21 protein-coding genes and 1 tRNA gene are annotated in these 24,344 nt (G+C 63.7%); 12 read left to right on the forward strand and 10 right to left on the reverse strand.

The window, feature by feature from the left end; translation table 11 throughout:
- Window positions 1–308 precede the first annotated feature (308 nt).
- Both JQ633_RS07935 and JQ633_RS07940 read right to left on the reverse strand, forming a co-directional pair.
- Complete coding sequence (locus tag JQ633_RS07935; protein ID WP_211984324.1) at window positions 309–2,324, reverse strand: hypothetical protein; 2,016 nt, start codon at window positions 2,322–2,324, stop codon at window positions 309–311.
- A gap of 592 nt (window positions 2,325–2,916) precedes the next feature.
- Entirely contained in the window at window positions 2,917–3,780 is an 864-nt protein-coding gene (locus tag JQ633_RS07940) for an SDR family NAD(P)-dependent oxidoreductase (protein WP_211984326.1), read from the reverse strand.
- Between the two features lie 179 nt (window positions 3,781–3,959).
- On the opposite strand from JQ633_RS07940, the gene JQ633_RS07945 reads away from it, so the two are divergent.
- From JQ633_RS07945 to JQ633_RS07970, 6 genes are all read left to right on the forward strand, one after another.
- On the forward strand, window positions 3,960–4,367 hold the full coding sequence (locus JQ633_RS07945) for a response regulator (RefSeq protein ID WP_211984328.1): 408 nt from the start codon (window positions 3,960–3,962) through the stop codon (window positions 4,365–4,367).
- Window positions 4,368–4,563: 196 nt separating this feature from the next.
- Window positions 4,564–5,187 carry a LysE family translocator gene (locus JQ633_RS07950; RefSeq protein WP_211984330.1) on the forward strand — a complete coding sequence of 208 codons (624 nt, stop codon included), beginning with the start codon at window positions 4,564–4,566 and terminating at the stop codon, window positions 5,185–5,187.
- Window positions 5,188–5,829: 642 nt separating this feature from the next.
- Complete coding sequence (locus JQ633_RS07955) at window positions 5,830–7,050, forward strand: GGDEF domain-containing protein (protein ID WP_211984332.1); 1,221 nt, start codon at window positions 5,830–5,832, stop codon at window positions 7,048–7,050.
- A 576-nt stretch (window positions 7,051–7,626) separates the two neighbouring features.
- Window positions 7,627–8,259 carry a peptidoglycan recognition protein family protein gene (locus tag JQ633_RS07960; protein WP_211984933.1) on the forward strand — a complete coding sequence of 211 codons (633 nt, stop codon included), beginning with the start codon at window positions 7,627–7,629 and terminating at the stop codon, window positions 8,257–8,259.
- Window positions 8,260–8,477: 218 nt separating this feature from the next.
- The gene (locus JQ633_RS07965) at window positions 8,478–8,981 is read left to right on the forward strand and encodes a hypothetical protein (protein ID WP_249159018.1); all 504 of its coding nucleotides are present in this window, start codon (window positions 8,478–8,480) and stop codon (window positions 8,979–8,981) included.
- A 285-nt stretch (window positions 8,982–9,266) separates the two neighbouring features.
- On the forward strand, window positions 9,267–9,764 hold the full coding sequence (locus tag JQ633_RS07970) for a septal ring lytic transglycosylase RlpA family protein (protein WP_211984334.1): 498 nt from the start codon (window positions 9,267–9,269) through the stop codon (window positions 9,762–9,764).
- Window positions 9,765–10,029: 265 nt separating this feature from the next.
- Here the strand turns inward: JQ633_RS07970 and rpoH are convergent, their stop codons facing one another.
- Window positions 10,030–10,926 carry an RNA polymerase sigma factor RpoH gene (gene rpoH / locus JQ633_RS07975; protein ID WP_211984336.1) on the reverse strand — a complete coding sequence of 299 codons (897 nt, stop codon included), beginning with the start codon at window positions 10,924–10,926 and terminating at the stop codon, window positions 10,030–10,032.
- Between the two features lie 216 nt (window positions 10,927–11,142).
- Window positions 11,143–12,123, reverse strand: a complete 981-nt coding sequence (locus tag JQ633_RS07980) for an RluA family pseudouridine synthase (RefSeq protein WP_211984935.1) — start codon at window positions 12,121–12,123, stop codon at window positions 11,143–11,145.
- Window positions 12,124–12,170: 47 nt separating this feature from the next.
- Here JQ633_RS07980 and JQ633_RS07985 point away from each other — a divergent pair, with 47 nt between their 5' ends.
- The 3 genes from JQ633_RS07985 (at window position 12,171) to JQ633_RS07995 (ending at window position 15,081) form a co-directional block, all read left to right on the forward strand.
- A complete protein-coding gene (locus JQ633_RS07985) occupies window positions 12,171–12,506 on the forward strand; it encodes a hypothetical protein (protein ID WP_211984339.1) in 336 nt (111 codons plus the stop codon).
- Window positions 12,507–12,631: 125 nt separating this feature from the next.
- The gene (locus JQ633_RS07990; protein WP_211984341.1) at window positions 12,632–13,276 is read left to right on the forward strand and encodes a ubiquinol-cytochrome c reductase iron-sulfur subunit; all 645 of its coding nucleotides are present in this window, start codon (window positions 12,632–12,634) and stop codon (window positions 13,274–13,276) included.
- Window positions 13,277–13,350: 74 nt separating this feature from the next.
- The gene (locus JQ633_RS07995; protein WP_211984343.1) at window positions 13,351–15,081 is read left to right on the forward strand and encodes a methanol/ethanol family PQQ-dependent dehydrogenase; all 1,731 of its coding nucleotides are present in this window, start codon (window positions 13,351–13,353) and stop codon (window positions 15,079–15,081) included.
- Window positions 15,082–15,388: 307 nt separating this feature from the next.
- Here the strand turns inward: JQ633_RS07995 and JQ633_RS08000 are convergent, their stop codons facing one another.
- From JQ633_RS08000 to JQ633_RS08010, 3 genes are read right to left on the reverse strand one after another with little or no spacing between them, the layout of a single operon-like run.
- Window positions 15,389–15,661 (reverse strand): hypothetical protein, encoded by a 273-nt coding sequence (locus JQ633_RS08000; protein WP_211984345.1) that lies wholly within the window; start codon window positions 15,659–15,661, stop codon window positions 15,389–15,391.
- 55 nt (window positions 15,662–15,716) lie between these two features.
- The gene (locus JQ633_RS08005; RefSeq protein ID WP_211984347.1) at window positions 15,717–18,032 is read right to left on the reverse strand and encodes a xanthine dehydrogenase family protein molybdopterin-binding subunit; all 2,316 of its coding nucleotides are present in this window, start codon (window positions 18,030–18,032) and stop codon (window positions 15,717–15,719) included.
- A gap of 1 nt (window position 18,033) precedes the next feature.
- Window positions 18,034–18,486 carry a (2Fe-2S)-binding protein gene (locus JQ633_RS08010; protein WP_211984349.1) on the reverse strand — a complete coding sequence of 151 codons (453 nt, stop codon included), beginning with the start codon at window positions 18,484–18,486 and terminating at the stop codon, window positions 18,034–18,036.
- Window positions 18,487–19,138: 652 nt separating this feature from the next.
- Between JQ633_RS08010 and JQ633_RS08015 the strand changes: the two genes are divergently transcribed.
- The 3 genes from JQ633_RS08015 (at window position 19,139) to JQ633_RS08025 (ending at window position 22,629) form a co-directional block, all read left to right on the forward strand.
- Window positions 19,139–19,213: transfer RNA gene (locus JQ633_RS08015), tRNA-Glu, on the forward strand.
- An 88-nt stretch (window positions 19,214–19,301) separates the two neighbouring features.
- Window positions 19,302–21,143: a site-specific integrase gene (locus tag JQ633_RS08020; RefSeq protein WP_211984351.1), complete on the forward strand. Its 1,842-nt coding sequence runs from the start codon at window positions 19,302–19,304 to the stop codon at window positions 21,141–21,143.
- An 82-nt stretch (window positions 21,144–21,225) separates the two neighbouring features.
- Window positions 21,226–22,629: a hypothetical protein gene (locus tag JQ633_RS08025; protein ID WP_211984353.1), complete on the forward strand. Its 1,404-nt coding sequence runs from the start codon at window positions 21,226–21,228 to the stop codon at window positions 22,627–22,629.
- Window positions 22,630–22,960: 331 nt separating this feature from the next.
- Here JQ633_RS08025 and JQ633_RS08030 read toward each other — a convergent pair whose 3' ends face one another.
- The 3 genes from JQ633_RS08030 to JQ633_RS08035 all read right to left on the reverse strand — a co-directional run bounded on the left by JQ633_RS08030 (window position 22,961) and on the right by JQ633_RS08035 (window position 24,236).
- Window positions 22,961–23,098, reverse strand: a complete 138-nt coding sequence (locus JQ633_RS08030) for a hypothetical protein (protein ID WP_211984355.1) — start codon at window positions 23,096–23,098, stop codon at window positions 22,961–22,963.
- Window positions 23,099–23,428: 330 nt separating this feature from the next.
- The gene (locus JQ633_RS35415; RefSeq protein WP_283812758.1) at window positions 23,429–23,551 is read right to left on the reverse strand and encodes a hypothetical protein; all 123 of its coding nucleotides are present in this window, start codon (window positions 23,549–23,551) and stop codon (window positions 23,429–23,431) included.
- Between the two features lie 10 nt (window positions 23,552–23,561).
- Complete coding sequence (locus JQ633_RS08035) at window positions 23,562–24,236, reverse strand: recombinase family protein (RefSeq protein WP_349631535.1); 675 nt, start codon at window positions 24,234–24,236, stop codon at window positions 23,562–23,564.
- Window positions 24,237–24,344 lie beyond the last annotated feature (108 nt).

Below are 24,344 nucleotides of genomic sequence, written 5' to 3' on the forward strand. Positions count from 1 at the left end.
AGCTTGCGCCGCCTACGAAAGCATTGTTCCATTCATCTCGCGTTCAGGGTCAAAACCTATTATATTCACCGTTAGATTGTTGGCCTCGAGGAGGAGGCTGCCATGAACCGCTATCAGAAGATCTGGACTGTGCTGTTCACGCTGTCGGTGACCTGCGCAATGCTGTACTCGTCCGTCGCCTTCGCGATCAACGATCCGAAGTAAGCGCGGCCCGGCGCCGGATCGTGATGCGATCAGCGGATCGCATCACGGCTTCATCATCCACTCATGAAATCCGAGCAGCCTTTGCCGCATAACGTGACGGCGCGTCAATTGGCGACGTCGCGCTCCGAGTAGCTTTGCAGTTGCGCCTGGGTGGCCAGCAGGGTCTCGTAGACCTCGAGCACTTGCGGGGCGGCGATGTGGTTCTGGATCGGCCCGGACTCGATATCGCTCTTGGCCTCCTTGACCTGCTTGTCGATGATCTGGAACGCCAGCGTCAGCAGCTGCCTGGACTCCCGGATTTTCTTCGCGATCTCGTCCCTGGATTTCAGGCCGGATGTCGTCTCGAGCATGTTGAGCTCGCTGCGGACATAGCGCTCGATGTGCTCGGCGCGCATGCGCCGCTGGCCGGGAGCAGTGTACGAGATGCATTTGAGGCTGACCCGCATCAGCTTCGCGATCTCGTCCTCGATCAGCGCGCCCGATCGCACCTTCTCGATCGGATGCTTGAGCGAATGATCGACGTGATCCTTCTCGGATGACAGATAGGTGTTGTAGATCGACTTGAGGCGGTTTGTCGCCTCGTCCGGCTTCAAGTCGTCGGGCGTGATTGTCTGGCTGGCCCCGACCGTGCCGCTGCTGTTTGCGACCGGCTTCGGCAATGCGGGCACCTCGCAGGTGCCGTCGTCACCGGATTCCGAGGCCCCGAAAATGCCGAACGACCAGTCGTATTGACTGTTCTTCCGGCTGATCTCCGAAATCACCGAGAAATTACGCATGCCGTCGACGATGTCCCGGAGATTGTCGATGTGGTACTTGCGCAGCGGGCTGGATGCGGCGGCGCCGCGCTCCCTGATCCACTCGTCGAGGAAGATCGCCTGCGTGATCTGCGCCCTCAACCGATACCATTTCTCTTCCGCCGTCTTCGGCGGGTAGTAGTGCTCCCGGATCCACGCGTCCATGGTGATCGCCGCGGCCTCGTAACGGCGGCGCGCCGCCATCACGCTGGCATAGCTCATGGCAAAGTAGGGATATTTGGCGTTCGAGTTCCTGAAGCGCTCCAGCGACTCGTCGGTCAGCGCGGGCGCGGCGTCGTAGCCGCGGGCCGTCAGCCTGTCGCAGGAGGTGCGCTGGTCGAGCTCGGGCTTGAGCTGCGCCGCCATGGTCTTGAAGTCGTCGCTCCTGGCGTTGTCGTATTGCACCACCGACCGCACCGTGCCGGCCAGCAGCTGGCGAACATGGTCGCGCGGTTCGCCCGCCATCAGTTCGCGCAGCGCGTGGGTGACCTTGATGAGCTGCTCCTCGACGAACGCATCGTCGCCATAGAGGCGCGAGATGCGCGACAGGCAGGATGCCACCGGGCTGAGCACGTCGAATGAAACCCGGCTGATGTCGGGCGCGTGCGCCGGAGCCTGCTCCTGTTCATGGCGCGCGAGTACGACGATGAACTCCCAGTCGCGCTCGATGTTGGGCTGATCGCCCACCGATCCGATGTCGTAGAGCTTGCCGAGCCCCGCCGAGCCGCCGCCGGTGCCCTTGCCGCCCTGGGTCGTTTGCAGCGCACCGCCGGGCTGCTCGGCCGAGAGCCGCGAGGATTTCGGCGCCGTGTCGGCGAACGAGATCTCGGTCGTTGTGCCGACGGAGATCTTGTTGATGCGCTGCGCCGACGACCGCACGATCTCCTCGCCGCCGATCCCGAGCAGGAACAGCACGAAGATCAGCACGAATTCGAGGCGGTCGGTCGCGGTGAACTTGTAGTCGGCCTCGTTGGTCAGCACGCGGTTCAACAGGTTGCCGAGCAGGATGCCGACCAGGCCGCCGAACACGATCGACGCCATCCGCGGCCCGCTGAGCGCATCGACGAACCGGTACGGGAACCCGTTCGCCGGATGGACGAACTGCGCATTGAGAACGACCGCGAAAATGATGAAGCCGACGAGGGCGAGCGTTGCGATCGTCACTTTCAACGCCAGATAGGCGCCGCTCTCGATCTCGATGACGATCCTGCGTCCGAGCTTGACGATCCGCGCGCGGGAATCCAGTTCGATCCGGGTCGGCTGGAACAGCGAAACCAGCCGGTGCAGGCACAGGCCGGCCAGCAATGACAGCAGGAAAAAAGACATCGCGTCCTCGACATCGCATGCGTCGAGATAAGGCCGGGCGCCGGCCGTATCGTCGCTTAAAGAGAGTAGCCGTAATATATGCACGTCATAATAGGCGCGAAGATTACTCAATCTTTGGGTGCCGGAAAAGAAGTTTCTCCCCCGGCGGGCAGCCCACTGTGCCAAGCCGGGATTCCGGGCGCCGCGGCAAACGGTCCGACGGGCACTCGACAGGTCGCACGTACGTGCATACTGCGTCCTCACCTACCGCTGTCATCGCCCGGCTTGACCGGGCGATCCAGTACGCCGAGGCCTCTCGGTTCAAGCACTGCTGTCTCTGGAATACTGGATCACCCGGTCAAGCCGGGTGATGACGCCGCGTTGTGTGGCGAGCGATGCGAACCACACTCTGGTGGAAACCGACTACATCCCCATCGCAGCTGTCATCGCCCGGCTTGACCGGGCGATCCAGTACGCCGAGGCCTCCCGGTTCAAGCACTGCTGTCTCCGGAATACTGGATCACCCGGTCAAGCCGGGTGATGACACCGCGCTGTGTGGCGGGCGATGGGTTTCGCCTTTGGCAACTCGTCGCATGACGGAATGACGACATCCCTATTTAGCGGCGGCGGCGCGTGCGATCCGCCTTGCTGCCACCTTTTCCATCTGCCGCTGCATCACCTTCCAGTAGGTCGCGGGGCGGAAGCGTTGCAGCAGGTCCATGAACCAGGCGTCCTTTCCGATCAGGATGCGCGGTTCGTTCTTTTCGATGCCGGCGATGATGCGCTGCGCGGCCGCAGCCGGCGTGGTCTTCGCCAGCGCGTCGAAACGTTCGATCGACTCGGCGCGGCGGGCATTGTCGGTGACGCCGGTGCCGGTGCGCGAGTTGCGCGCGATGCTGGTGGCGACGCCGCCGGGATGCACGACCGAGAGCCTGACCGGGCTATCGGCCATGGCGAGCTCATGGCGCAGGCTCTCGGAGAAGCCGCGCACCGCGAATTTCGCCGCGCAATAGGCGCTCTGGCCGGGCGGCGCGAGGATGCCGAAGATCGAGGAGATGTTGACGATATGCGCCTCGCGCTGCTGCGAAAGCTGCGGCAGGAAGGCGCGCGTGCCGTGCACCACGCCCCAGAAATTGATGTTGAACAGCCACTCCATCTGCGCCTGCTCGATCTCGCCGAACTGGCCGAGCAGGGCGACGCCGGCATTGTTGACGACGATGTTGAGCGCGGGATGCGCCGTGACGGCGGCCTCCGCGAACGCCGCGATCTGGGCCGGCTCGCCGACATCGACCCGGTGCAGGCTGACCTTGCGCTGGCCTTCCTTCCTGATCTCGGCGGCCACTGCCTGCAGGCCGGCCTCGTCGCGATCGGCGAGCGCGAGGTCGCAGCCGCGCCGCGCCAGTTCGAGCGCAAGCGCGCGGCCGATGCCGCTGGCGGCTCCGGTCACGGCGGCGGCGGATCCTTGGATCGCGGTCATGTCGGGTTGCTCCTGTGAATGATTTGTTTTCGAAATACTACGGGCGGGGAACAAGCGGGTTCCTCACTTTTCTCAAATTGGAACCGAACCATCCAGTGATTTTAGGCATTTAATCTGGGCGACGCTTTTAAACCGAAGCACATTTTTTCAGAACCGAAGCACTCAAGGGAGGCACACCCATGGGACAATCAAGACCCTATCGTGCGAAGGCCCTGATCGTTGAGGATGACCCGATGCAGCGCGAGATGATCGGCCTGCTGCTGGAGGAAAGCGAGTTCGACGTGATCGCCTGCGAGAGCGCGGAAGCCGCCGAGCTCGTGCTCAAGGGCAGCGGCGATCGTGTCGTGCTGATGATGACAGATGTCGAGTTAGCCGGCCACATGACCGGCGTCGAGCTCGCGCACGCCGCCAAGAGATACAACCCGGACCTCGACGTCATCGTCACCTCGGGCAAGCCGCTGCGGCAGCGCCTGCCCGACGGCGCGACGTTCTGGGCAAAGCCCTGGGCGCCGCTGGACGTGATCCGCGTCGCCGAGACCAAGGCCGCGGCATTGCCCATGCACGCAGCTCCGCGCCGGCCGTCATGACGAGGTTGTCCGCGCGGGCGTGAGGCGGGACGCCGGCCCGCGCTTCCACCTGCGCGGGTGGCGTGATATTGGCGGCCGATGTCACGGTCAATTTCCCCTCGTTTCGGCGCGTGCTGCACTATCTCGGGCAACATCTAGACACAAACTAGCGCATGATGACGTTGCAGCCAGCCGTGAGCGAGTGGAGCATATCCGAATGACCTGGTCCTTCCTCCTGACCACCCTGATCGTGGTCGCGTCCCCCGGCACCGGCGTGCTCTACACGCTGGCGGTGGCGCTGACACGGGGCTCGCGGGCCAGCGTCGCCGCGGCGTTCGGCTGCACCCTCGGGATCGTGCCGCAGATGATCGCGGCGATGCTCGGGCTCGCCGCCATCCTGCACACCAGCGCGCTGGCCTTCGCGGCGCTGAAATGGGGCGGCGTGGTCTATTTGCTCTACATGGCCTGGCAGGCGCTGCGCGAGCGCGGCGCGCTGGCGGTCGATACCGAAGCCGACACCGAAGGCAAGCCGCGCTCGAGCCGGCGGGTGATCGTGACAGCCGTCCTGATCAACATCCTCAATCCGAAACTGTCGATCTTCTTCCTCGCCTTCCTGCCGCAGTTCATCGCGGTCGACGAGCCGCATCCGCTGATGCGGATGGCCGAGCTCAGCGGTGTGTTCATGGCGATGACGTTTGCGGTGTTCGCGCTCTACGGGCTGTTCGCCGCCGCGGTGCGCGAGCGCGTCATCACCCGGCCGAAGGTGATGGCCTGGCTGCGGCGCAGCTTTGCCGCGGGTTTTGCACTGCTCGGCGCCAGGCTGGCGCTGGCGGAGCGTTGACCGCGCGCCGGGTTCGGGCCGTTCGCGGGCAATAAAAAAGCAGGCCTTGCGCCTGCCGTGTCGATCTGCCCGGATCACGATCCCCGTGGGTGCCCGGGCAGGGCTGAGGCCGCTACCCGGGCGAGAAACGGGTTACTTCTTCTTGGCGGCCTTCTTCGTCTTCTTCGCCTTTTTCGCCTTCTTCGCTTTCTTAGCCATAGTATCCTCTCAAGGTTTCATGGATTGAACGCGACTTCCGAGGCATGCTTGGCGGAGGGCCGGCCTCGCAACAGCCTCGATGATAAACTCAACAGATTCGCGGCCGACTGCCGCGTGCTGTCACGGCGCTGTCATCACGTTATCCACAGCTGTTGTGAGTTTTCGGCAAGTTTTCGTCACGTTGTTCGCGACGTGCGCAACCGCGCCGCGGCGCGCCTCATGCTTAACGGTGTGCAAACGCGACCGCGCGCGTCTTCATCAAATCAAAACCACGGCGTCGACTGGCGGCCGGCAAGTGACGGTCCGTTAAGTCGCGCGGCTGCATCCTGTCCCGCAAGACAACGGGGCAAGACAACAGAGATTGTCGCCGGGGGAAGCCCTCAAGGGCGGGCGGTTCGATCACAGGGGAGACGGGGCCTTAAGGCGGTCTCGGACAGGAGCGATATGCTGAGCGTTCCGACGCTTTGGACGGTGTTCGTCGTCAACTTTCTGGCGCTGGGCCTGATCTGGGCCTATGTGGCGCGCAGCTATCCGACATTCGGCGCGGCGCGGTTCTGGACCGCATCGGCCTTCGCCGCGGCCGGCGGCGCCGCCTGCGCGATGTTCCGCGTGGTGATGACGGATTCGCTGCTGCCGCTCCTGGTTGCCGGCACGCTGATGGTGTTTGCCGCCTGCCTCGCCGCGATGGGCATCGAGCGGTTCTTCGGCAAGGCCGTGACCTGGCGCCGCACCGCGCTCACCACCGCCGCGGCGTTCGCCGGCCTCGCGGTCTTCATCTTCGCCTATGACAGCATGCAGATGCGCATCCTGGTCTACACGATCGCGCAGGTGATCCCGTTTGCGCTGACCTTGAAGCTGCTGCTGTCGCCTGAGAACGGCCGCGTCAGCCCCGGCGCCCGGCTCGCCGGCATCGTCGCCTGCGTGCTGATCGCGATCTACGCGCTGCGCCTGGTCGGCGCCGTGGTGCAGCCCGGCGAATACTCCTTCCTCCGCTTCAACGCCGGCCAGTCGTTCGTCATCCTGCTGATGGTGTTCCTGTCGATGGCGCTCAATTTCGGCTTCCTGCTGATGGCGATGGACCGGTTGCGCAACGAGGTCGCCGACCTCGCACTGCTCGACGACCTCACCGGCGTCGGCAACCGCCGCCAGCTGGTGCAGCGCCTGACCGAGGAATGCGCGCGCTCCGGCCGCAGCGGCGAGCCGTTCGCGCTGCTGGTGATCGACCTCGACGGCTTCAAGAGCATCAACGACACCCACGGCCACGCCGCCGGCGACGCCTGCCTGCAGCACTTCGCCCTGATGGCGCAGACCCGGCTGCGGCCAGGCGACATGCTGGCCCGCAGCGGCGGCGACGAGTTCTGCATCGTGCTGCCGTCCTCGACGCTGCGCGAGGGCGCCATGATCGCCCGCCGTGTCGTGGAAGTGTGCCGCGCCGACGCCGAGCAGTGCACCGGCAAGGACATCCCGATCGCCGTCTCGGTCGGCGTGGCGCAATGGACCCGCGAGATCGGCATGCATCCCGACCGGTTGATCGCCGCCGCCGACCACGCGCTCTACGATGCCAAGAAGAGTGGCAAGAACGGTTACGCGACCTACGAGCCGCCGCCTTCGCCGTCTGCCGAAGCGTTGGCGCTGCTGGAGCAGGCGCTGCGCAAGCGCGCCTGACGCGTGCCGTCGAGAGCGATGCCGGATGGTTGACCGTATGACGCCTCGCCTGTTGTTGTTCTCTATCTCGCCGGTGCGATCTTGCCGATCGTGAGTGAGGGACCGATAATGCTGCTAGGGCACTTCTCGCCTTAAGGGCATCTTGGCGTAAATATTCCAGCTTGGATTGCAATCCTTGCGGCCTCCAATTAAGCTCATGTTTAGCGGCAAGCTGCCGCACGTTGGCAGCAGGGGCGAATATGCAGGAAGATCGGGACAGGTTTTACGTTTCTGCGGACAACCCGTTTGACTTGGAAGCAATCAAAGCGGCAATCCCCATAGTTGCGGCGAGGATTGAGGCTCAAAAGACTGTTCGTTTAGGTCTCTATGTACTCGCTGCTGTTTTTGCGATTGTTGCAGGAATCATCATCGTAGTAGCCCCAAGTGGGCGAGAAGTAGCCACAGAAATTGTGACGGTTAGCCTATGCCTATTAGCGGCGGGTTGTGCAGGCTATGGAACGTTTGGTCTTAAGACTCCCATCGCAAGTTTGGAAGCAAGGGCCTCTGAGGTAATTTCCAAAACTTCGAGGTCAAAAAATTCAAGCTGAGACACTACGGCCGCTCGCCGCGCTGCTCTTCGCGCTGCTGCTCTCGTTTCCCGCATTCGCCGAAACGCCCGATCTTGCGGCCATCGCGCGCACGCAGGGCACGCCCGAGATCCCGGGCCTGAAGATGGTCTGGCTGTCGCCCTGGGGCGACGTCGCCAAATCGCATCCCTGGCGCAACATCATCGTGCATCAGACCGAGGGGCCGGCCGGCTCGGCTCGCTACGGCGCCCAGGAGCAGCACAAGAACCCGACCCGGCGCGGCGTCATGGTCTGGGTCGAGACCGACGGCACGGTGTATTGGGCGGTCGGCGACGATCTCGTCCCGACCCATGGCGATGGCGGCAACCGTAACGACAACAAGTACATCGACAACCGGCCGACCTACCGCCAGGTGGTCGGCAACAACTCGATCGGCGTTGAGTTCGCCGGCAATTATCCCGACGTCACGCGCGGCCCGACCGAGGCGCAGATCGCCGCGTGGCGCGTGCTGGTGAAGCTGCTGCGCGCGCGCTACGGCATCCCGCTGGAGCGGGTCTACGCGCACAACTGGATCGACTTCAAGGACGCCCGCTATTGCGAGGGCTGCGCGCTCGCGACCATGGCGCGGGAGTGGGGCGAGTAGGCGGTCTCGCGACGGATCCGTAGCCCGGATGAAGCGCAGCGCAATCCGGGGCGGTCGATCAACGAGCGAGAGCGGCCCCGGATTGCGCGGAGCCTGTCATCGGGCGCGCATTTTCGCGCGACCCGTTGGCTCCATCCGGGCTACGAAGCTACGTCAGGCTTGTATCGCGACGCAACCTGCGGTTTCTTCGAGCTGAGTGTTGAGAACGGGGAGGGGTGATGGAAATCGGTCTAACTGGTTGGCTACCGGCCTCGGGCTTCAAAGCCGTCTTGCGGCGCCACGCAAAAGCACTGGCGGTCGGTCTCGTCGGCCCGGTGCTGTGCGCCTCGCTGCTGCTCGCGCTGGAGCCGCCGAGCAAGCCGTTCCTCGACAAGAACAGTTTTCTGCTTTCCTCGGCCGGCTTTCGCGTCCAGGTCGCCAACGATGCCGCCGGCAGGAAGGCGCTCGACGCGCTGCCGCCGCATGTCTTCGTGATCCACCGCAACGGCGGCGACGTGCGCTATCTCTACGCCGAACCGAAGCACTGCGTCTGCATCTTCATCGGCACGCAGGCGAACTACCAGGACTACCGCGACATCGTCGTACGCTCGATCACTCAGCCCGACGACGTGGCGCCGGACTACAAGACCCAGGCCAGCGCGCTGCTCTACGGCGATCCCTACGACTGGGACAGTCTGCACCAGCCCGACAGCATGGCCGAATATCTGCGGACCTATTACTGAACGAGGGCGTGACAAGGCGCCGATGCGCCTCTGAGCCCTTGGCCGACGTCACACACGTCACACACACGCCGGGTTCCATCAGGCCATGCTGCTGACGCAATCTCTGTCTTAGACGACAGCAATCCAAAACACTGCGTGCGAACCAGTGGGGTTCGCACAGCGGTTCCCGAGCCGGGGGTTTGGCTCAAATCCGCAAATGTTTGGCGCAAGCTCACGAGCGCGTCCGCGTTCGCTTGGCCATGTTGCGGGATCGGGAACCGGACGATCGAGAAAATCACAGGAGTTATGATGCTGTTGCCCTCGCGCGCCGCGGTTTGCGGCGCCCTGGTTGTGCTTGCCGTTTCTGGTGCCGTTATTACTCGCAGTGAAGCGGGTGGAGTTCATTCAAGCGCTGTCGTCGCTGCCGCCGCCGGGCGTGCGATCGTCGGCGCGGCATCGATGTACAATCCGTTCAAGCCGGGCAGGGAGGAAGGCGGTCCGAGCACTGCTTCCGGCGAGCGTTATGATGCCGCCGGCTGGGCGGCTGCCATCAAGACGAGTTTGCGCGGGAAATTTGGTGGCGTTCAATTCGGCGCAAGGCCGAAATTCGCGCTGGTCGAGGCCGCGGGCAAGAAGGTTATCGTCAAGATCAATGACGTCGGGCCATTGCGGCCCGGCCGCATCATCGACCTCAACGAGCGGACGATGCGCTATTTCGATCCGAGCCTCGAGCTCGGTGTCATTGGCGACGTCAAGGTCAGCCCGCTTGCAGGCGACTATTGGAGTCCGGGACCGGTGGGCTGAACGTCCCACGCGAAGGCGGTCGTCAGGACGGCGAGGTGGTGCTTCACGCGACGACGATCGGTCCGAGCAGCGCCGTCAGGATTGAACAAGCGAAGAAGTAGGTCACTTCGTAGGATGGGTGGAGCGAAGCGATACCCATCAGCTTCGCGCCGCGCGTTGGGATGATGGGTATCGCTGCGCTCCACCCATCCTACCGACCACCAATGGCCAACAAAAAAGCCGGCGTTGCCGCCGGCTTTCGTGTCTCTCGATCTGGCCGCCGCGCTTAGTGAGAGGCTTCCAAAGCTGCTTCCTGACGGGCAATCGTGCCCTTGACGGCCGATTGCACCTTCTCGAAGGCGCGGACCTCGATCTGCCGCACGCGCTCGCGCGACACGCCGAATTCGGCGGCGAGGTCTTCCAGGGTCATCGGCTCGTCCGCCAGGCGCCGCGCCTCGAAGATGCGGCGTTCGCGCGGGTTGAGCACGCCGATCGCACCGGTCAGGGCCTGACGGCGATGATCGAACTCCTCGCTCTCGGCCATCAGGGCCTCGGCGTTGGGCGAGTTGTCGACCAGCCAGTCCTGCCATTCGCCGGCTTCGCCGTCGTCGCGGATCGGGGCGTTGAGCGAGGCGTCGCCACCGAGGCGGCGGTTCATCTCGATCACGTCCTGATCGGTCACGCCGAGGCGCTTGGCGATCAGCTTGACCTGGTCGGGGTGCATATCACCCTCTTCCAGGGCCGAAATCTTGCTCTTCGCCTTGCGCAGGTTGAAGAACAGCTTCTTCTGGTTCGCGGTGGTGCCCATCTTCACGAGCGACCAGGAACGCAGGATGTACTCTTGTATCGACGCCTTGATCCACCACATGGCGTAAGTGGCGAGACGGAAGCCCTTCTCGGGCTCGAATCGCTTCACCGCCTGCATCAGGCCGACATTGCCTTCCGAGACGACCTCGGATATGGGCAAGCCGTAGCCGCGATAGCCCATGGCGATCTTGGCCACGAGCCTGAGATGGCTGGTGACGAGCTTATGCGCCGCGTCGCGATCATCATGCTCACGCCAACGCTTGGCGAGCATGTACTCCTGCTGGGGCTCCAGCATGGGGAACTTGCGGATCTCGGCGAGATAACGGGAAAGACCGGATTCTCCGTTGAGGACCGGTAACGTAGCTGTACGGGCCATTCGTGCGCCCTCCAGTGGTTCAGGCCCCCGATAGCGGCGGGCCCGGCAGGCGGCCGCTGGGTTAAAGCCGGCCGTGCTGCGATGTTCCGCGTTGGATATTCAACGCAGGTGCAACATACACCAAACGCTCCGTGATAGGGAAGGATTGCTGACGTCACGTCCCCGTGTGCCAGCTATAACCTGCTGTCATGGCTAGGGTTTTCAGGGGAGGGTGCGTCATACCGCCGCTTCGAGCGCCTGTTGCAGGAGAAGCAAATCCTCCGGCAGGGGCGCCTCCCAGTGCAAAAGTTCCCCGGTCCGCGGGTGCTCAAGCGCCAGCAGATAGGCGTGCAGGGCCTGCCGGCCGAGCGCGGTGAGTGATTCTTTACCTACCGCGCCGAGCTGGCCCGCCTTGGTCTTGAAGTGCGCGCCGTACACGCTGTCCCCGAGCAGCGGGTGACCGATATGGGCGAGGTGGACGCGGATCTGATGGGTGCGCCCGGTCTCGAGCTGGCAGGCCAGCAGCGAGGCGATCGGCTTGCCGTCGCGGCCGGCAAAACTCTGCTGCACCTCGAAATGGGTGATGGCCTCGCGGCCGCCCTGGCGCACCGCCATCTTCTCGCGGGCGTGCGGATGGCGATCGATCGGCGCGTCGACCGTGCCGTGCGGCCGGTTCGGCACCCCCCAGACGAACGCCATGTAGCCGCGCTGCATCGGCCCGGTGCGGCCGTGGTCGGCGAATTGGGCGGTCAGCGACTGATGCGCCTGATCGTTCTTGGCGACCACCATCAGCCCGGTGGTGTCCTTGTCGAGCCGGTGCACGATGCCCGGCCGCTTGACGCCGCCGATGCCGGACAGGCTGGCCCCGCAATGGGCGATCAGCGCGTTGACCAGCGTTCCGGTGGCGTGGCCGGCCGCGGGATGCACGACGAGGCCCTTCGGCTTGTCGATGACGATGATGTCGTCGTCCTCGAACACGATGTCGAGCGCGATGTCTTCGCCTTGAGGTTCGGCGGGCGCGGCCTCCGGCACGTCGATTATGATCGTATCGCCCTTGGCGACATGATAAGCGGGGTCGCGGACGGCGGCGTCCTTGACGGTCACGGAACCGGCGAGGATCAGCGCTTTCAGCCGAGACCGCGACAGTTCGGGGGTGCGCTGCGCGAGCACGCGGTCAAGCCGCACCGAGCCCTCGTCGCCCGCGACGATGACCTCCAGCTTCCGACCGCCATTGGTAGAGACCTGTTGCAAAGAAGAGCCTTGTGATGACCGACACCGCCATGACCGAACCGACCCCCGAGCAGGCCGCGCTGATCGCACGGGTGCGGCGCATGATGCTGATCGCGGGCCTGACCTCGGCGCTGGCCGTGGCCGTGGTGTTGATTGCCGTGGGCTACCGCCTTTATCGCGGCGAGGGAAGCCCCGTCTCGGTGACCGACGTCACCGCTGCACTGCCGAAGGGCGCCCGCATCGTCTCGACCGGCGTCGCCGCCGAGCGGCTGGTGGTCACGCTCGATATCGGCGGTGCAACCGAAATCCGCACATTCGATGCAAAGACGCTGAAACCCGTCGGCAAGCTGACCTTCGTCACCGAGCCGTAACCGCGACATTCGCGAACGCGGACGCGCGAACAACCAAAAGCTGCAAAGTCTTTTCGCACCTGCGTTCATGCATCGGGAAGGCGCGCCGCCATCTTTTCGGCCGAGTTGCACGTTCAGCTTGTGCCATGCCCGAGCCCAACCCCAACGCTTCCATCGAACAGATCGATCAATCGAGCGCGGCGGGGGCGTGCAGCGATCCGACGCGCCGCGCCGTGTTGCTGACCGCGCTGGCGGGCTGCGCCTGTCTCGCCGCAATCGAACCCACCTTGGCCGAAGACGAGCAGCCCGGCGCCAGTGAGCGTCCGCAAAAGGCCGATGTGCTGGTGCGCGCCGAAGGCGACAAGGCCGGCGAAGTGATCAAGGCCGATGACCTGACGCTCGGCGGGCCGCCGGTGCGGGCGTGGCCGAAGGATCCGAAGACCTCCGTCGTCCGCAAGGGCTCGCGGCTGAACGAGGTCGCGCTGATCAAGCTCGATCCGAATGAGCTGGACGAGACCACGCGTGCCCGTTTCCCCGACGGCATCGTCTGCTACTCGATCATCTGCTCGCACGCCGGATGTCCGATCACCGCCTGGGTGAAGGAAGAGCAGGGCGACAAGAACGTCCTCAAATGCATGTGTCATAACTCCGAGTTCGATCCGCGGCAGAATGCGCAGGTGGTGTTCGGCCCGGCGCCGCGCCGCGTCGCGGCCTTGCCGCTGACGGTTGCCGACGGCGCGATCTCGGTCGCTGCGCCGTTCGTCGGAAAGGTGGGTGCCCAGCAGGGATGATGAGGACGCATCGGGATTTCTGCACGAGCTACAAATAAAACTGAAAACAAAACAGAGCAGGGAGGTAGCATCTCATGACCAGGAAGCACTTGTTGTTGTCGGGCTGTGTCGCGTTCACGTGCCTCGTCTCGACCTACGCCGTCGCCGGCCCGATCGAAAACTACAGCCCGGTGACGTCACAGCGTCTCGAAAACCCTGAACCCGGCAACTGGATGCTCTATCGCCGGACCTATGACGGACACGGCTTCAGTCCGCTCGACCAGATCAACACCTCCAACGTCAAGGACCTCAAGGCGGCCTGGACCTTCTCCACCGGCGTCACCGAAGGTCACGAGGCGCCGCCGATCGTCAACAACGGCGTGATGTTCGTCGCCACGCCGATGGGCCAGGTGATCGCGCTCAACGCCAAGACCGGCGAGGAGTACTGGCGCTACAAGCGGCAGCTTCCGGACGACCTGTTCCAGTTGCATCCGACCAGCCGCGGCGTCGGCCTCTGGCAGGACAAGGTCTATCTCGCCACCACCGACGACCACGTCGTCGCGCTCGATGCCAAGACCGGCAAGGTGGTCTGGGACACCAAGGTCCAGGACTACAAGAAGGGCCAGTACATGACGTTGATGCCGATGGTGGTCGACGGCAAGGTGATCGTCGGCGGCTCCGGCGGCGAGTTCGGCGTGCGCGGCTATGTCGTCGCCTACGACGCCAACAATGGCAAGGAGCTGTGGCGTACCCACACCATCCCGGCGCCGGGCGAGCCGGGCAGCGAGACCTGGCAGGGCGACGACTGGAAGACCGGTGGTGGCTCGGTCTGGATGACCGGCAACTACGACAAGGACACCAAGACGATGTATTGGGGCGTCGGCAACGCGGCGCCGTGGCCGGGGTCGGGGCATCCCGGCGACAACCTCTACACCTCTTCGGTGCTCGCGCTCGATCCCGACACCGGCAAGATCAAGACCCACTTCCAGTATCACCAGAACGATTCATGGGACTGGGACGAGGTCGACGCGCCGATGCTGATCGACATGCAGCGCGACGGACGCTCGCTCAAGAGCCTGGTGCATCCGGGGCGCGACGCGATCTTCTGGGTGCTCGAGCGCAAGCAGGACAAGATCAACTACGTCGCCGGCTGGCCGTTCGTGAAGACGAACGTGTGGAAAGGCATCGAGGCCGAGACCGGAAGGCCGATCGTCGATCCCGAGCACAAGCCGGTGCTTGGCAAGCGGGTCGAGTTCTGCCCGTCGCTGTGGGGCGGCAAGGACTGGCCCTCGGCGGCCTACAGCCCGAACACCAAGCTGGTCTACGTGCCCGCCAACGAGAACTTCTGCGGCGGCTTCACCGGCGAGAAGACGCCGCTGGTTCCTGGCCAGCTCTGGCTCGGCACCAAGCCGGAGGATATCGGACTGACGCCCGCGCCGGGCGCCGATCATTTCGGCGAACTGCAGGCGTGGGATCCGGCCACCGGCAAGAAGGTCTGGCAGCACGACTTCAAGACCTCGCAGCTGTTCGGCTCGGTGACCGCGACGGCCGGCGATCTCATTCTGGTCGGCGGCACCAACGACCGCGCCTTCCGCATCTTCCACGCCAAGACCGGCGAGCTGCTATGGGAGCAGAAGACCAACTCCGGCATCATGGCGATGCCGATGTCCTACGAGGTCGACGGCACGCAGTACATCGCGATCCAGTCGGGTTGGGGTGTCGACGCCCAGCGCATCCAGGACGCGCTGGCGGGCAAGGTCCCGGGTTTCGAGAACAACGTCCCGCAAGGCGGCGTGATCTGGGTCTTCGCGCTGAACAAGAAGTAGAAAGCTAACAAGCGCGAAGCAAAGTCAGGGGGCGATGCGATCGGGAAGCGGCGGAGGGGGAGTCCGCCGCTTCCTGGTCGCGCTTTCCGTCATTCCGCACGTATTCTGAATCTATCAATTTTTGGCATCATTTCACCACGCGTGGTCCCGGCGAAGGCCGGGACCCATAACCACAGGGTCAGGTTGTTGAAACGAGCTGTGGCCCCAGCGTCGTGCAACAATGATCTTCGCTGGTTATGGGTCCCGGCCTTCGCCGGGACGACGCCGTAGATTCATAAGCTCTCACGCGGCCGGATTGCGTTGACCGCTACTTCCCCTTGGTGTCCACCTTCCGCTTCTCGTCGTCGTTCATCTTCTGGATGGTGGGATCGCGGCTGGCCTCGCCGGTGCTTTGACCTGTGGTCGCCGGCGGGGCGCTACTCGGCGTCGAGGTCTGGTCAGGCAGCACCTTGGCCGGCCGCGTTGCGGTGGTGGGCGGCGGCGAATTGCCCTGCGCGAATGCGCCATGCGCTACAAAGAGAAAGACGCCCGCGAGCAGGGGTGCCGCGAGCGTCCGGGACTTGGTGGGAGGCGTTCTCATCGGTCTGCTCCTGTCAGATCGATGAGAACCGTTTGTCGCCTCTAACGTTCCAGCATCAGGCTTCCAGCTGCTTGCCGATCGGAAGCGCGCGGATGCGTTTTCCGGTGGCGGCGAAGATCGCGTTGATCAGCGCCGGGGCGAACGGCGGCACGCCGGGCTCACCGACGCCGCTCGGCGGCGTGCCCGCGGCAGGCGGCACAATGTAGACGTTGGTGATCGCAGGCGACTCGTCGATCCGGATCACCGGGAAGTCGTCGAAATTGCTCTGCTGCACCTTGCCGTCCTTGAAGGTGATCTCGCCATACTTGGCGAGGCTCAGCCCCATGATCGCGGCGCCTTCGATCTGCGAGTGGATGCGCTCCGGGTTGACATAGGTGCCGCAATCGATCGCGGTGTCGACCCGCGGCACGGTGAGCTTGCCCTTCTCGTCGACCCTAACCTCGACGACGGTCGCGATGTAGCTGACGAACGAGCGATGCACCGCGATGCCGAGGCCGTGGCCCTTCGGCACCTTGCGGCCCCACTCGCCCTTCTCGGCGACCAGCTCGACCACCTTGCGCAGGCGTCCGGTGTCGATCGGGTAGCTGTCATAGGGTTCGCCGTAGTTCCAGGGATCCTTCACCGAGGACAGGTCGACGATCCGCGGCTTGCCGATCAGCTCGAGCAGCATGTCCTTCGGGTCGCGACCCGTCGCAACCGCAATCTCCGCCACCATCGACTGCACCGCGAAGGCGCGCGGGATGTTCGACACCGAGCGGAACCAGCCGATCCGCGTGAACGCCGCCGCTTCCGGATTCTCGCACTGCAGATTGGCGATCTCGAACGGGTTGTCGATCAGGCCCATGCCGAGCTCGAACGGCGCCTCGTGGTTGGCCCCGGCCGCGAAGGTCGACGCGATGGTCGGCGCCACGCTGCGGTGCCGCCACGCGATCACCTTGCCGCTCTTGTCGAGACCGGCCTCGATCCGCTCCACCGAGACCGTGTGCAGGAAGTCGTGATGGACGTCGTCCTCACGCGTCCACTGCACCTTGACCGGCGTGCCGAGCTCCTTGGACAGCAGCGCCGCCTCGATCGCGAAATCGCATTTCGACTTGCGGCCGAAGCCGCCGCCGAGCAGCGTCACGTTGACGGTGACGTTGCCCTCGGGGATGCCGAGCGTCTTGGCGACGTCCTCGCGGGTGCCGCCGGGGCTCTGCACCGGCGCCCAGATCTCCGCCTTGTCGCCCGTGACATTGGCGACCGCGACCGGCGGCTCCATGCTGACATGGGCGAGATGCGGCAGATAGTATTCGCCGGTGATCACCTTGTCGGCGCCCTTCAGCGCCGCCTCGACATCGCCCTCCTTGCGCACCACGAGGCCGGGTTTTCGCGCGGCTTCTTCAAGGGACGCACGATAAGTGACCGAGTCGTACTTGGCGTTGGCGCCGTCGTCCCAGACGATCTTCAGCGCATCGCGGCCCTTGATCGCGGCGCCGGTGTTGCGCGCGATCACGGCCACGCCGCCGAGCGGCTGGAACTTGGACGGCCAAGGCCAGCCCTTGACCTCCATCACCTTCTCGACACCGGGCACCTTCTCGGCGGCGCTGCCGTCGAACGACTTCAGCTTGCCGCCGGTGACCGGCGGGCGCGCGATCACGGCATACTTCATGCCGGGCAGGCGAATGTCTGCGCCGTAATGCGCCTTGCCGGTGGTGATGTCGTGCAGGTCGACGATCGAGACCTCGCCCTTGCCGAGATAGCGGAAGTCCTTCGGGTCCTTCAGCTTGAGGCCTTCGATGCTGGGCACCGATTCCTTGGCGGCATCGGCGGCGAGTTCGCCGAAGCCGAGCTTGCGGCCGCTGGCGGAGTGCACCACCTCGTGGTTCTGCGCCTTCACCTCGCTGGCCGGCACGCCCCATTTCTTGGCGGCGGCGGCTTCCAGCATCGAGCGCGCCGAGGCGCCGATCTGGCGCATCGGGATCAGATAGTGCCGCGTCGAGCGCGAGCCGTCGGTGTCCTGGTTGCCGAACTTGACCTCGTCGCCATGCGCCTGCTGGACATGGACGCGGCTCCAGTCGGCCTCCATCTCCTCGGCGACGATCAAGGGTAGGCTGGTGCGGACCCCGGTTCCCATCTCGGAGCGGTGCGCCAGGATGGTGACGATGCCGTCGGGCGCGATCGCGACGAACACGCGCGGATCGACCACGACGCCATGCGGCATCTTGCCGGCGCCGGTCTCATAGGCAAACGCCTGCCGTGACATCACGGGCGCGGCGAGCACGAAGGAGCCGGCGATGCCGAGGCCCTTCAGGATGCTGCGGCGCGAAACGTTCTCGACCTTCACATGCTTCTCGAAGCCGCGAAGCTTTCCGGGATTGGTGCGGATATTCATGTCACACCCCCGTCGATGCGAGATGCACGGCATTCTCGATCCGCTGGTAGCAGCCGCAGCGGCAGATGTTGCCCGACATGGCTTCGCGGATCTGGTCGTGGTTCGGCTTGGGGTTCTCGTTCAAGAGCGCCGCGGCCTGCATGATCTGGCCGGCCTGGCAGTAGCCGCATTGCGGAACGTTGACCTGGCGCCACGCCTTCTGCACCGGATGATCGCCGGTCGGGTGCAGGCCCTCGATGGTGGTGACCTCGCGGCCGGCAGCATCCGATACCGAGGTGATGCAGGCGCGCACCGCCTGCTTGTCGATGATCACGGTACACGCGCCGCACAGCGCCTGGCCGCAGCCGAACTTGGTGCCGGTGAGGCCGGCCTCGTCGCGGAGAAACCAGAGCAGCGAAAGATCCGGGTCGCCGTCCCAATTCTGTTCCTGGCCGTTGATTTTTAGTTTGATCATGGTCTGTCCTCGCTCTTCTTAAGCTTTTTGACCTGTTGCGGTGCAGGCGAACGGAACGTCTTCCCAAGCCTGCGGGCCGCCTTGATGTTTTGTTTGCCAAGATGTCGGTGAGCCAAAATGCGTGCGCCAAAGGCTAGCGCTGTGTCCCAAGCACTCCTCTCGCTTCTCGGCGCCTTGCCGGGCGCAGCATGGTGAAGAGCTGCGATGCTAGCAGAGGTCGGCGCCGGGTGACTTCACAGAGAGGTGTTTTGCATTCGCGATTTGTCAAAAGCGGGGCCGTGTACGATGCGGCCGCGACATCTCAAGGTGGCCCGCCCGTAACCGGCGCGGGCAGCGCCGCCGCTGGCGCGGCAAGGCAAGCGGCATCTCGCCCGACAGCCGTCATTCCGGGGCATCGCGCAGCGATGAACCCGGAATCCAGAGGTAGTGGCGCGAGACCTCCGGGGGCGCGCCGAGCCTGCTATCGTGCCGCGCATCGCGCGGACCCGTTGGCGCGCCCCGAATGACAGGCAGGTACGGCGGCAGGCCGTTCCGAGCCGTTCCCACACGCCGAAACCGCCACCAGCCCGTAAAGCATCCCGACAAAATCCCCACCGCAACGCACAAGCCATCTTGCGGCAGGCCGATTTCAAGGCTATTGCCTTCCCTTCACGCTCCCTTCGTCTAGCGGTTAGGACGCGGCCCTCTCAAGGCTGAAACAGGGGTTCGATTCCCCTAGGGAGCGCCAGCGGTTCCAGAAGCGCTGATAACTCAAGAACATCCTGCAATCATTGGCTTTCGCTGCGCTCAGGTGGTAGCAACCGGACGTAGCTTTGATGCGCGCGCTGATGGGACTGATCAAGGACAGACACGGGACGTATTACGCTCAGAAGCGTGTGCCTGAACGGCTTCGAGAGGCCGTCGCGTTGGTGCTGAAGGCCGACAAGCGCCGGCAGGTCTTTTTGAAGCGGTCGCTCGGCACCAAGGTACTCAAGGACGCTAACACGCGGGCCAAGCCCGTGCTGATGGAGTTTGATCGTACGCTCAGCGCCGCCGAAGCGCTCTTGAAGCGTCCGTCGCAAGCAAAGCCGCTGCGAACCTCACTGAACGATGCGGAGATCAAGCGTATGGCGGAGTACGTGTACGCCAAGGCTCTCGCATGGGATGAGCGCACGCGCTACGGACGGGATGAACTCAAAAGGATTGAGGCTGAGCACGAGCGCCTAGAAGGGCGGCCCCTGAGCGGTCCTTGGGCGTTCCCATATGAGACCTTGCCAGCTGATGGGCTTTCTCCTGCCCAGCTCTCAGACCGGCGTCAGCAACTCGGCGAAGACCTTGAGGCCATGCGTGAGCGCCTCGCCCTTGGTGACATCTCAGCAGTTCAAGAACACATCGAAGACGCACTGGACGCATTCGATATCAAGCTGGACCGGCAAGGTACCGCGTTCCCGAGGCTAGGGATCGAGGTGCTCAGAGCGTACGTACATGCGCTGAAGGCAATCGGAGAGCGCAACGAGGGTGAGCCTGTGCCTACCCCTCGGCTCGCAGCGCTTCCGACCGCTGCCGCTTCTGGAACACTCAGGGAAGCCTTCAACGGTTGGCAAAAGAAGCGCGATAGACCCGAGGGTACCGTTCACGAATACGGCCGTGCCATCGAGATGTTTATTCAGCTTCACGGCAATCTACCCGTCTTGGAAATCAGGCGCTCGCACGCGCGTACGTTTCGTGAAGCGTTGCAGTTGGTACCGAAGTCTCGCAAAGGGCCACTTCTGAAGGCGTCACTCCCGGAACTGAGCGACTATGGCCGCGCGCATCCGACCCTCCAGATGGTCTCACCGGGCACGGTCAACAAGCAGTTGGGCGCAGTGCAGGCTATCGCTGGATGGGGACGGCATAACGGGCTCGTGCCTGAGGACGCTCCTTGGAGTGACCCCTTCGAGGAGATGCGGCTCGACGAGGAGCAGTCCCAACGCGAACCATTCGACGCTCGCGACCTGCAGACCATCTTCAACGCTCCGTTGTTCACCGAACACAAGTTGCCACTGGGCGCCAAGGGGGCAGCGGGGATATGGCTCCCGTTGCTCGCCCTGTTTGCCGGAGCGCGTCAGGCGGAATACGCGGGCCTCCGCGTCTCAGACATTCGCGAGGATGGCAATCCCAGCGTTCCGCTCATGTGGTTCACGCGCGACACCAAAGCGGGGCGCCGATTGAAGACAAAGTCGTCGGAGCGCGTTGTGCCAGTACATCCGCAACTCGTCGGGATTGGCTTCCTCAAATACGTGGCAGAGCGTCGAAGGGAAGGGGAGCAGGCTTGGTTGTTCCCTACTGTGGCGCCTGATCAGAAGGGAGCGCTGCGCGCTTGGGCGAAATGGTGGGGACGTCATTTGCGCAACCATGTAGGCGTAAAGAACACCAACAAGGTCTTCCACAGTTTCAGACACGGATTTCAAGATGCCCTTCGCCAAGCAACGCCTGATGAGGAGTTGCGCGACGCTTTGGCCGGGCGAAGCAGCGGCAAGTCGGTGAGCCGAAGGTACGGCGCCAAGGCCATGCTGGACCGCTGGGGCGTGACGGCGCTCAAGACCGCTATCGACAACATCGCTTACCCCGGTCTGAACCTATCGCGTGTTCGGACATCGGGGCTTGTGAGGCGTACCCGCGCCACCAAAGCAGCCTAAGCACTTCCAAGAAAGCCCTGCTCTCCATGATCACTCGCACCATCCTCCCCGCCTCGACGCGCCGCGGCAGGAACCAACCAAGATGACAGACAAAGAGCTTGAGGCGTCCGAGCGCACGGCGTGGCAGCCGAAGACTTCGCGTGAGGAAGCCAAGGTGCTCAATGCGGCTCCCTTGGCGACGTTGAGTGCATCGGAAGAGAGCGTGCAGGCCGCTGCGCTCGTGAGCCGGCTGGCCCAACGCCATCGGAGGCCGAGCACCGCCAAGGGCAAATCATACGGGCGCGAAAAAACTCTGATGAAGCACGTAGCGGCGGTGGCGGCGTTCGTTGCTGATCTACTGGACGCGGCCGGAAACGAGCGCAGCGAAGGTTGGCTTCGGTGTTCGCTCAGGAAGAGCGACTACTCCGGGCAAGTCGTTACATGGCGGATGTTCGACGCCGCGCGCCAAGCGTTCACTGAGGCGGGCCTTGTCGAGCACAAGCAGGGATACCCAGGTTTCTATCAAATCGACAATCCCGGCCCGATGCAGGGGAAGCTGACGCGCTACAGAGCAACACCAGCGCTCTTGTCTGAGTGCGAAGCTCACGGCGTTACACCAGTCACGGTTCGGGAGCACTTCCAGTTCGTGGATGTGATGCCCGCCGAGTTAGTGCAGCTCACTTCACCGGACCGCAAGACGCCGGACACCGATACGGTGCAGCGCCTTCGGGCACAGGTCGCCGAACTCAACTCGTTCTTCGCGCGGCACACACTCACGCACCCAACGATCAAGCATGTCGGTTGGGTGAGGAAGTTCCACGAAGCGACCAATCTCCAAACCTACAGGTGGGACAAGGGCGGCCGCCTGTATTCCTACCCGCAGAACGCCGCCTGCTATCAGCATCACGGTGAGACGGAGCGGCTTGAGATGCGGATCGATGGCGAAGGGGTGGTCGAGATTGACATCTCTTCATCGTATCTCACCATCTTCTACGCTTGGTGTGATCAGCAGCTTGACACCGACACTGATGCCTACGGCGGCATCCTTGGCCCTACCAAGGTCGACCGCGCGGTGGCGAAGTTATACATCAACGTGTCCTTCGGGAACGGTCGCCTGCTGCGGCGCTGGACCAAGGACCTCACGAAGACCCTCAAGGATCGCCTGAAGGCCAAAGGCGTCTCGCCGGAGGCTTTCGATGCGAAAGCGTACCCGATGGCCGTCATCAAGAAGCGCGTATTGGAGCGACACCCAATCCTTGAGCGCTTGGGCGGAAAGATAAGGGGGCGCGTCCGAGACTGGAGCGACCTGATGTTTGAGGAGAGCGAGATTGTTATCGGGGCAATGCGCGCGTTGATGGCCATGGGCGTACCGAGCATGCCGGTTCACGACAGTCTGATCGTCCCAGAGAGCAAGGAGGGTGTGGCAGTAGAGGCGATCGAACAGCAATTCAGAGCCATCACGGGTGTGGTGCCCAAGCTCGATGTAGGCAGGCCTGACCTGTTCTGATGACAGGAGGGCGTTGGGACTCCCAAGTCTGACTGACCATCTGATGATGGTGGCCCATCTACTGGCCACTCCCTACTCCATCCCCCAACTATACCGGCGCAGTACCCGTCCATATCGTGGAACGAATGTTGGGACTGTGGACGGTTCCGACTGTTGTAGAAAAGTAATAAAGCGCGGGTGAGGCGCCCACTGTTCTAGCCCCTCGCAGCTATAACGGCCCTAGGAGGCCCTAGGGAGTCCATGGATTCGGTTCGCTGCCGCGCCGCTACCCTTCCAGCCGGGAAGTCAATGGCCACTCACGCCCCTCCCTAGGAATCCCAAGAGGCCAGCGCTAGAACATCGAGAACACTGCGGACACCGCGAGGCCGAAAGCCATCGTGATGATGACTGCTTTCAGGAAATCCTTGCCACCAATCAGCCAGCAAGCGAAGCCGAGCAGAGCCAAGCCCCCTAGAACATGCTCAGACACCAAGTCCCCTTTCCCCTGCAGACGAAAGGATGCTACCCGGGCGAGCGGTGAGGCTCAACTAAACCTTAGACGGTTGCGGTCGCAAACCTGCTCGACTTTACCAGCTCATTTCGATTCCTTTGGGCGCCCGCATGGGACCCGTGGAAATCGCGGGCGTCGATATGGGACCCGAATGCGCACAGTGGTGCTGTAACCTCGGCGGCGGAAGCGGCTTTAGGCCCAAGGAACTCGAAATCGTGTCGTGAGCGTCGTCGGAAAGGGTCCCATGGGCGAGTATGGGACCCGTTCGATTCGACGGGTAGGCCGAAGAGGAACCTCCCCCTTCGTCCATCAAGCGAAGTGCAGGATCAGCCAGACCCCGACGACGCCAATCGTCAGCGAAGTCCAGACGGCATCCAGCGATACCAAGACGGTAGCGAGCGCGATCAAGAGGGCTCCGTCAGTCGCGAGCATGGCCGTCCTCCTAAGCGCGTTCGAGGATGTTTGAGACTGACTTCGCGTGCCATTGGCCACCACGGGCCGTCGCGACACCGCGGGCATTCAATGCCGACGCAATCCCCCTCAGCGTCGTTGCACCGGCCTTCTGTGCTTCCCGGATGATTGGCAGCACGTTCGCCGCGAACTGATCTGCCTCGGCCGTCACAGCCTCCACCGCGCGCCTGCGGGCCGCTTGGAGCCTTGGATTACCGAGGGCAACACCGCGAGCCTTGGCTGCCGCAAGGGCCTGCCGCGTCCGTGAGGAGATCAGCGCGCGCTCCTTCTCGGCGAGTGCGGCGAAGAGGTGAAGGACAAACGGGTCAACATCCGGCCCAAGCTCTGCGACCAGGAAGGGGACCTTGTGCGCCATCAGGCCGCTGATGAAGTGGACGTCACGGCTCAGTCGGTCCAGTTTCGCCACGGCAACATGACACTTGAGCTTCCTCGCTGCGCTCAGTGCGGCCTTGAGCTGTGGCCTGCGGTCCAAGGCGTCAGAGCCTTTGCCGGTCTCGACCTCCACGAACTCACGGGCGACCGTAAAGCCCTCGGTGAGAGCGAAATGTTGCAAGGTCTGCCGTTGGGCGTCGATGCCGAGGCCGGAGCGTCCCTGCTGGGATGTCGATACGCGGATGTAGGTGATCAACGGGCGGTCGGTCGTCACGTGGGCCTCCAAAGTTCGCCTGTAGCAAACCTTATCGACCATTTAGGATTTATACGACCTTAGTTTCGGAATCCCTGCGATTCCATTTTGCATGCCTCAAGGGAAATG

The sequence above is a fragment of the Bradyrhizobium tropiciagri genome (assembly GCF_018130505.1).
GTDB lineage: Bacteria > Pseudomonadota > Alphaproteobacteria > Rhizobiales > Xanthobacteraceae > Bradyrhizobium > Bradyrhizobium tropiciagri_B.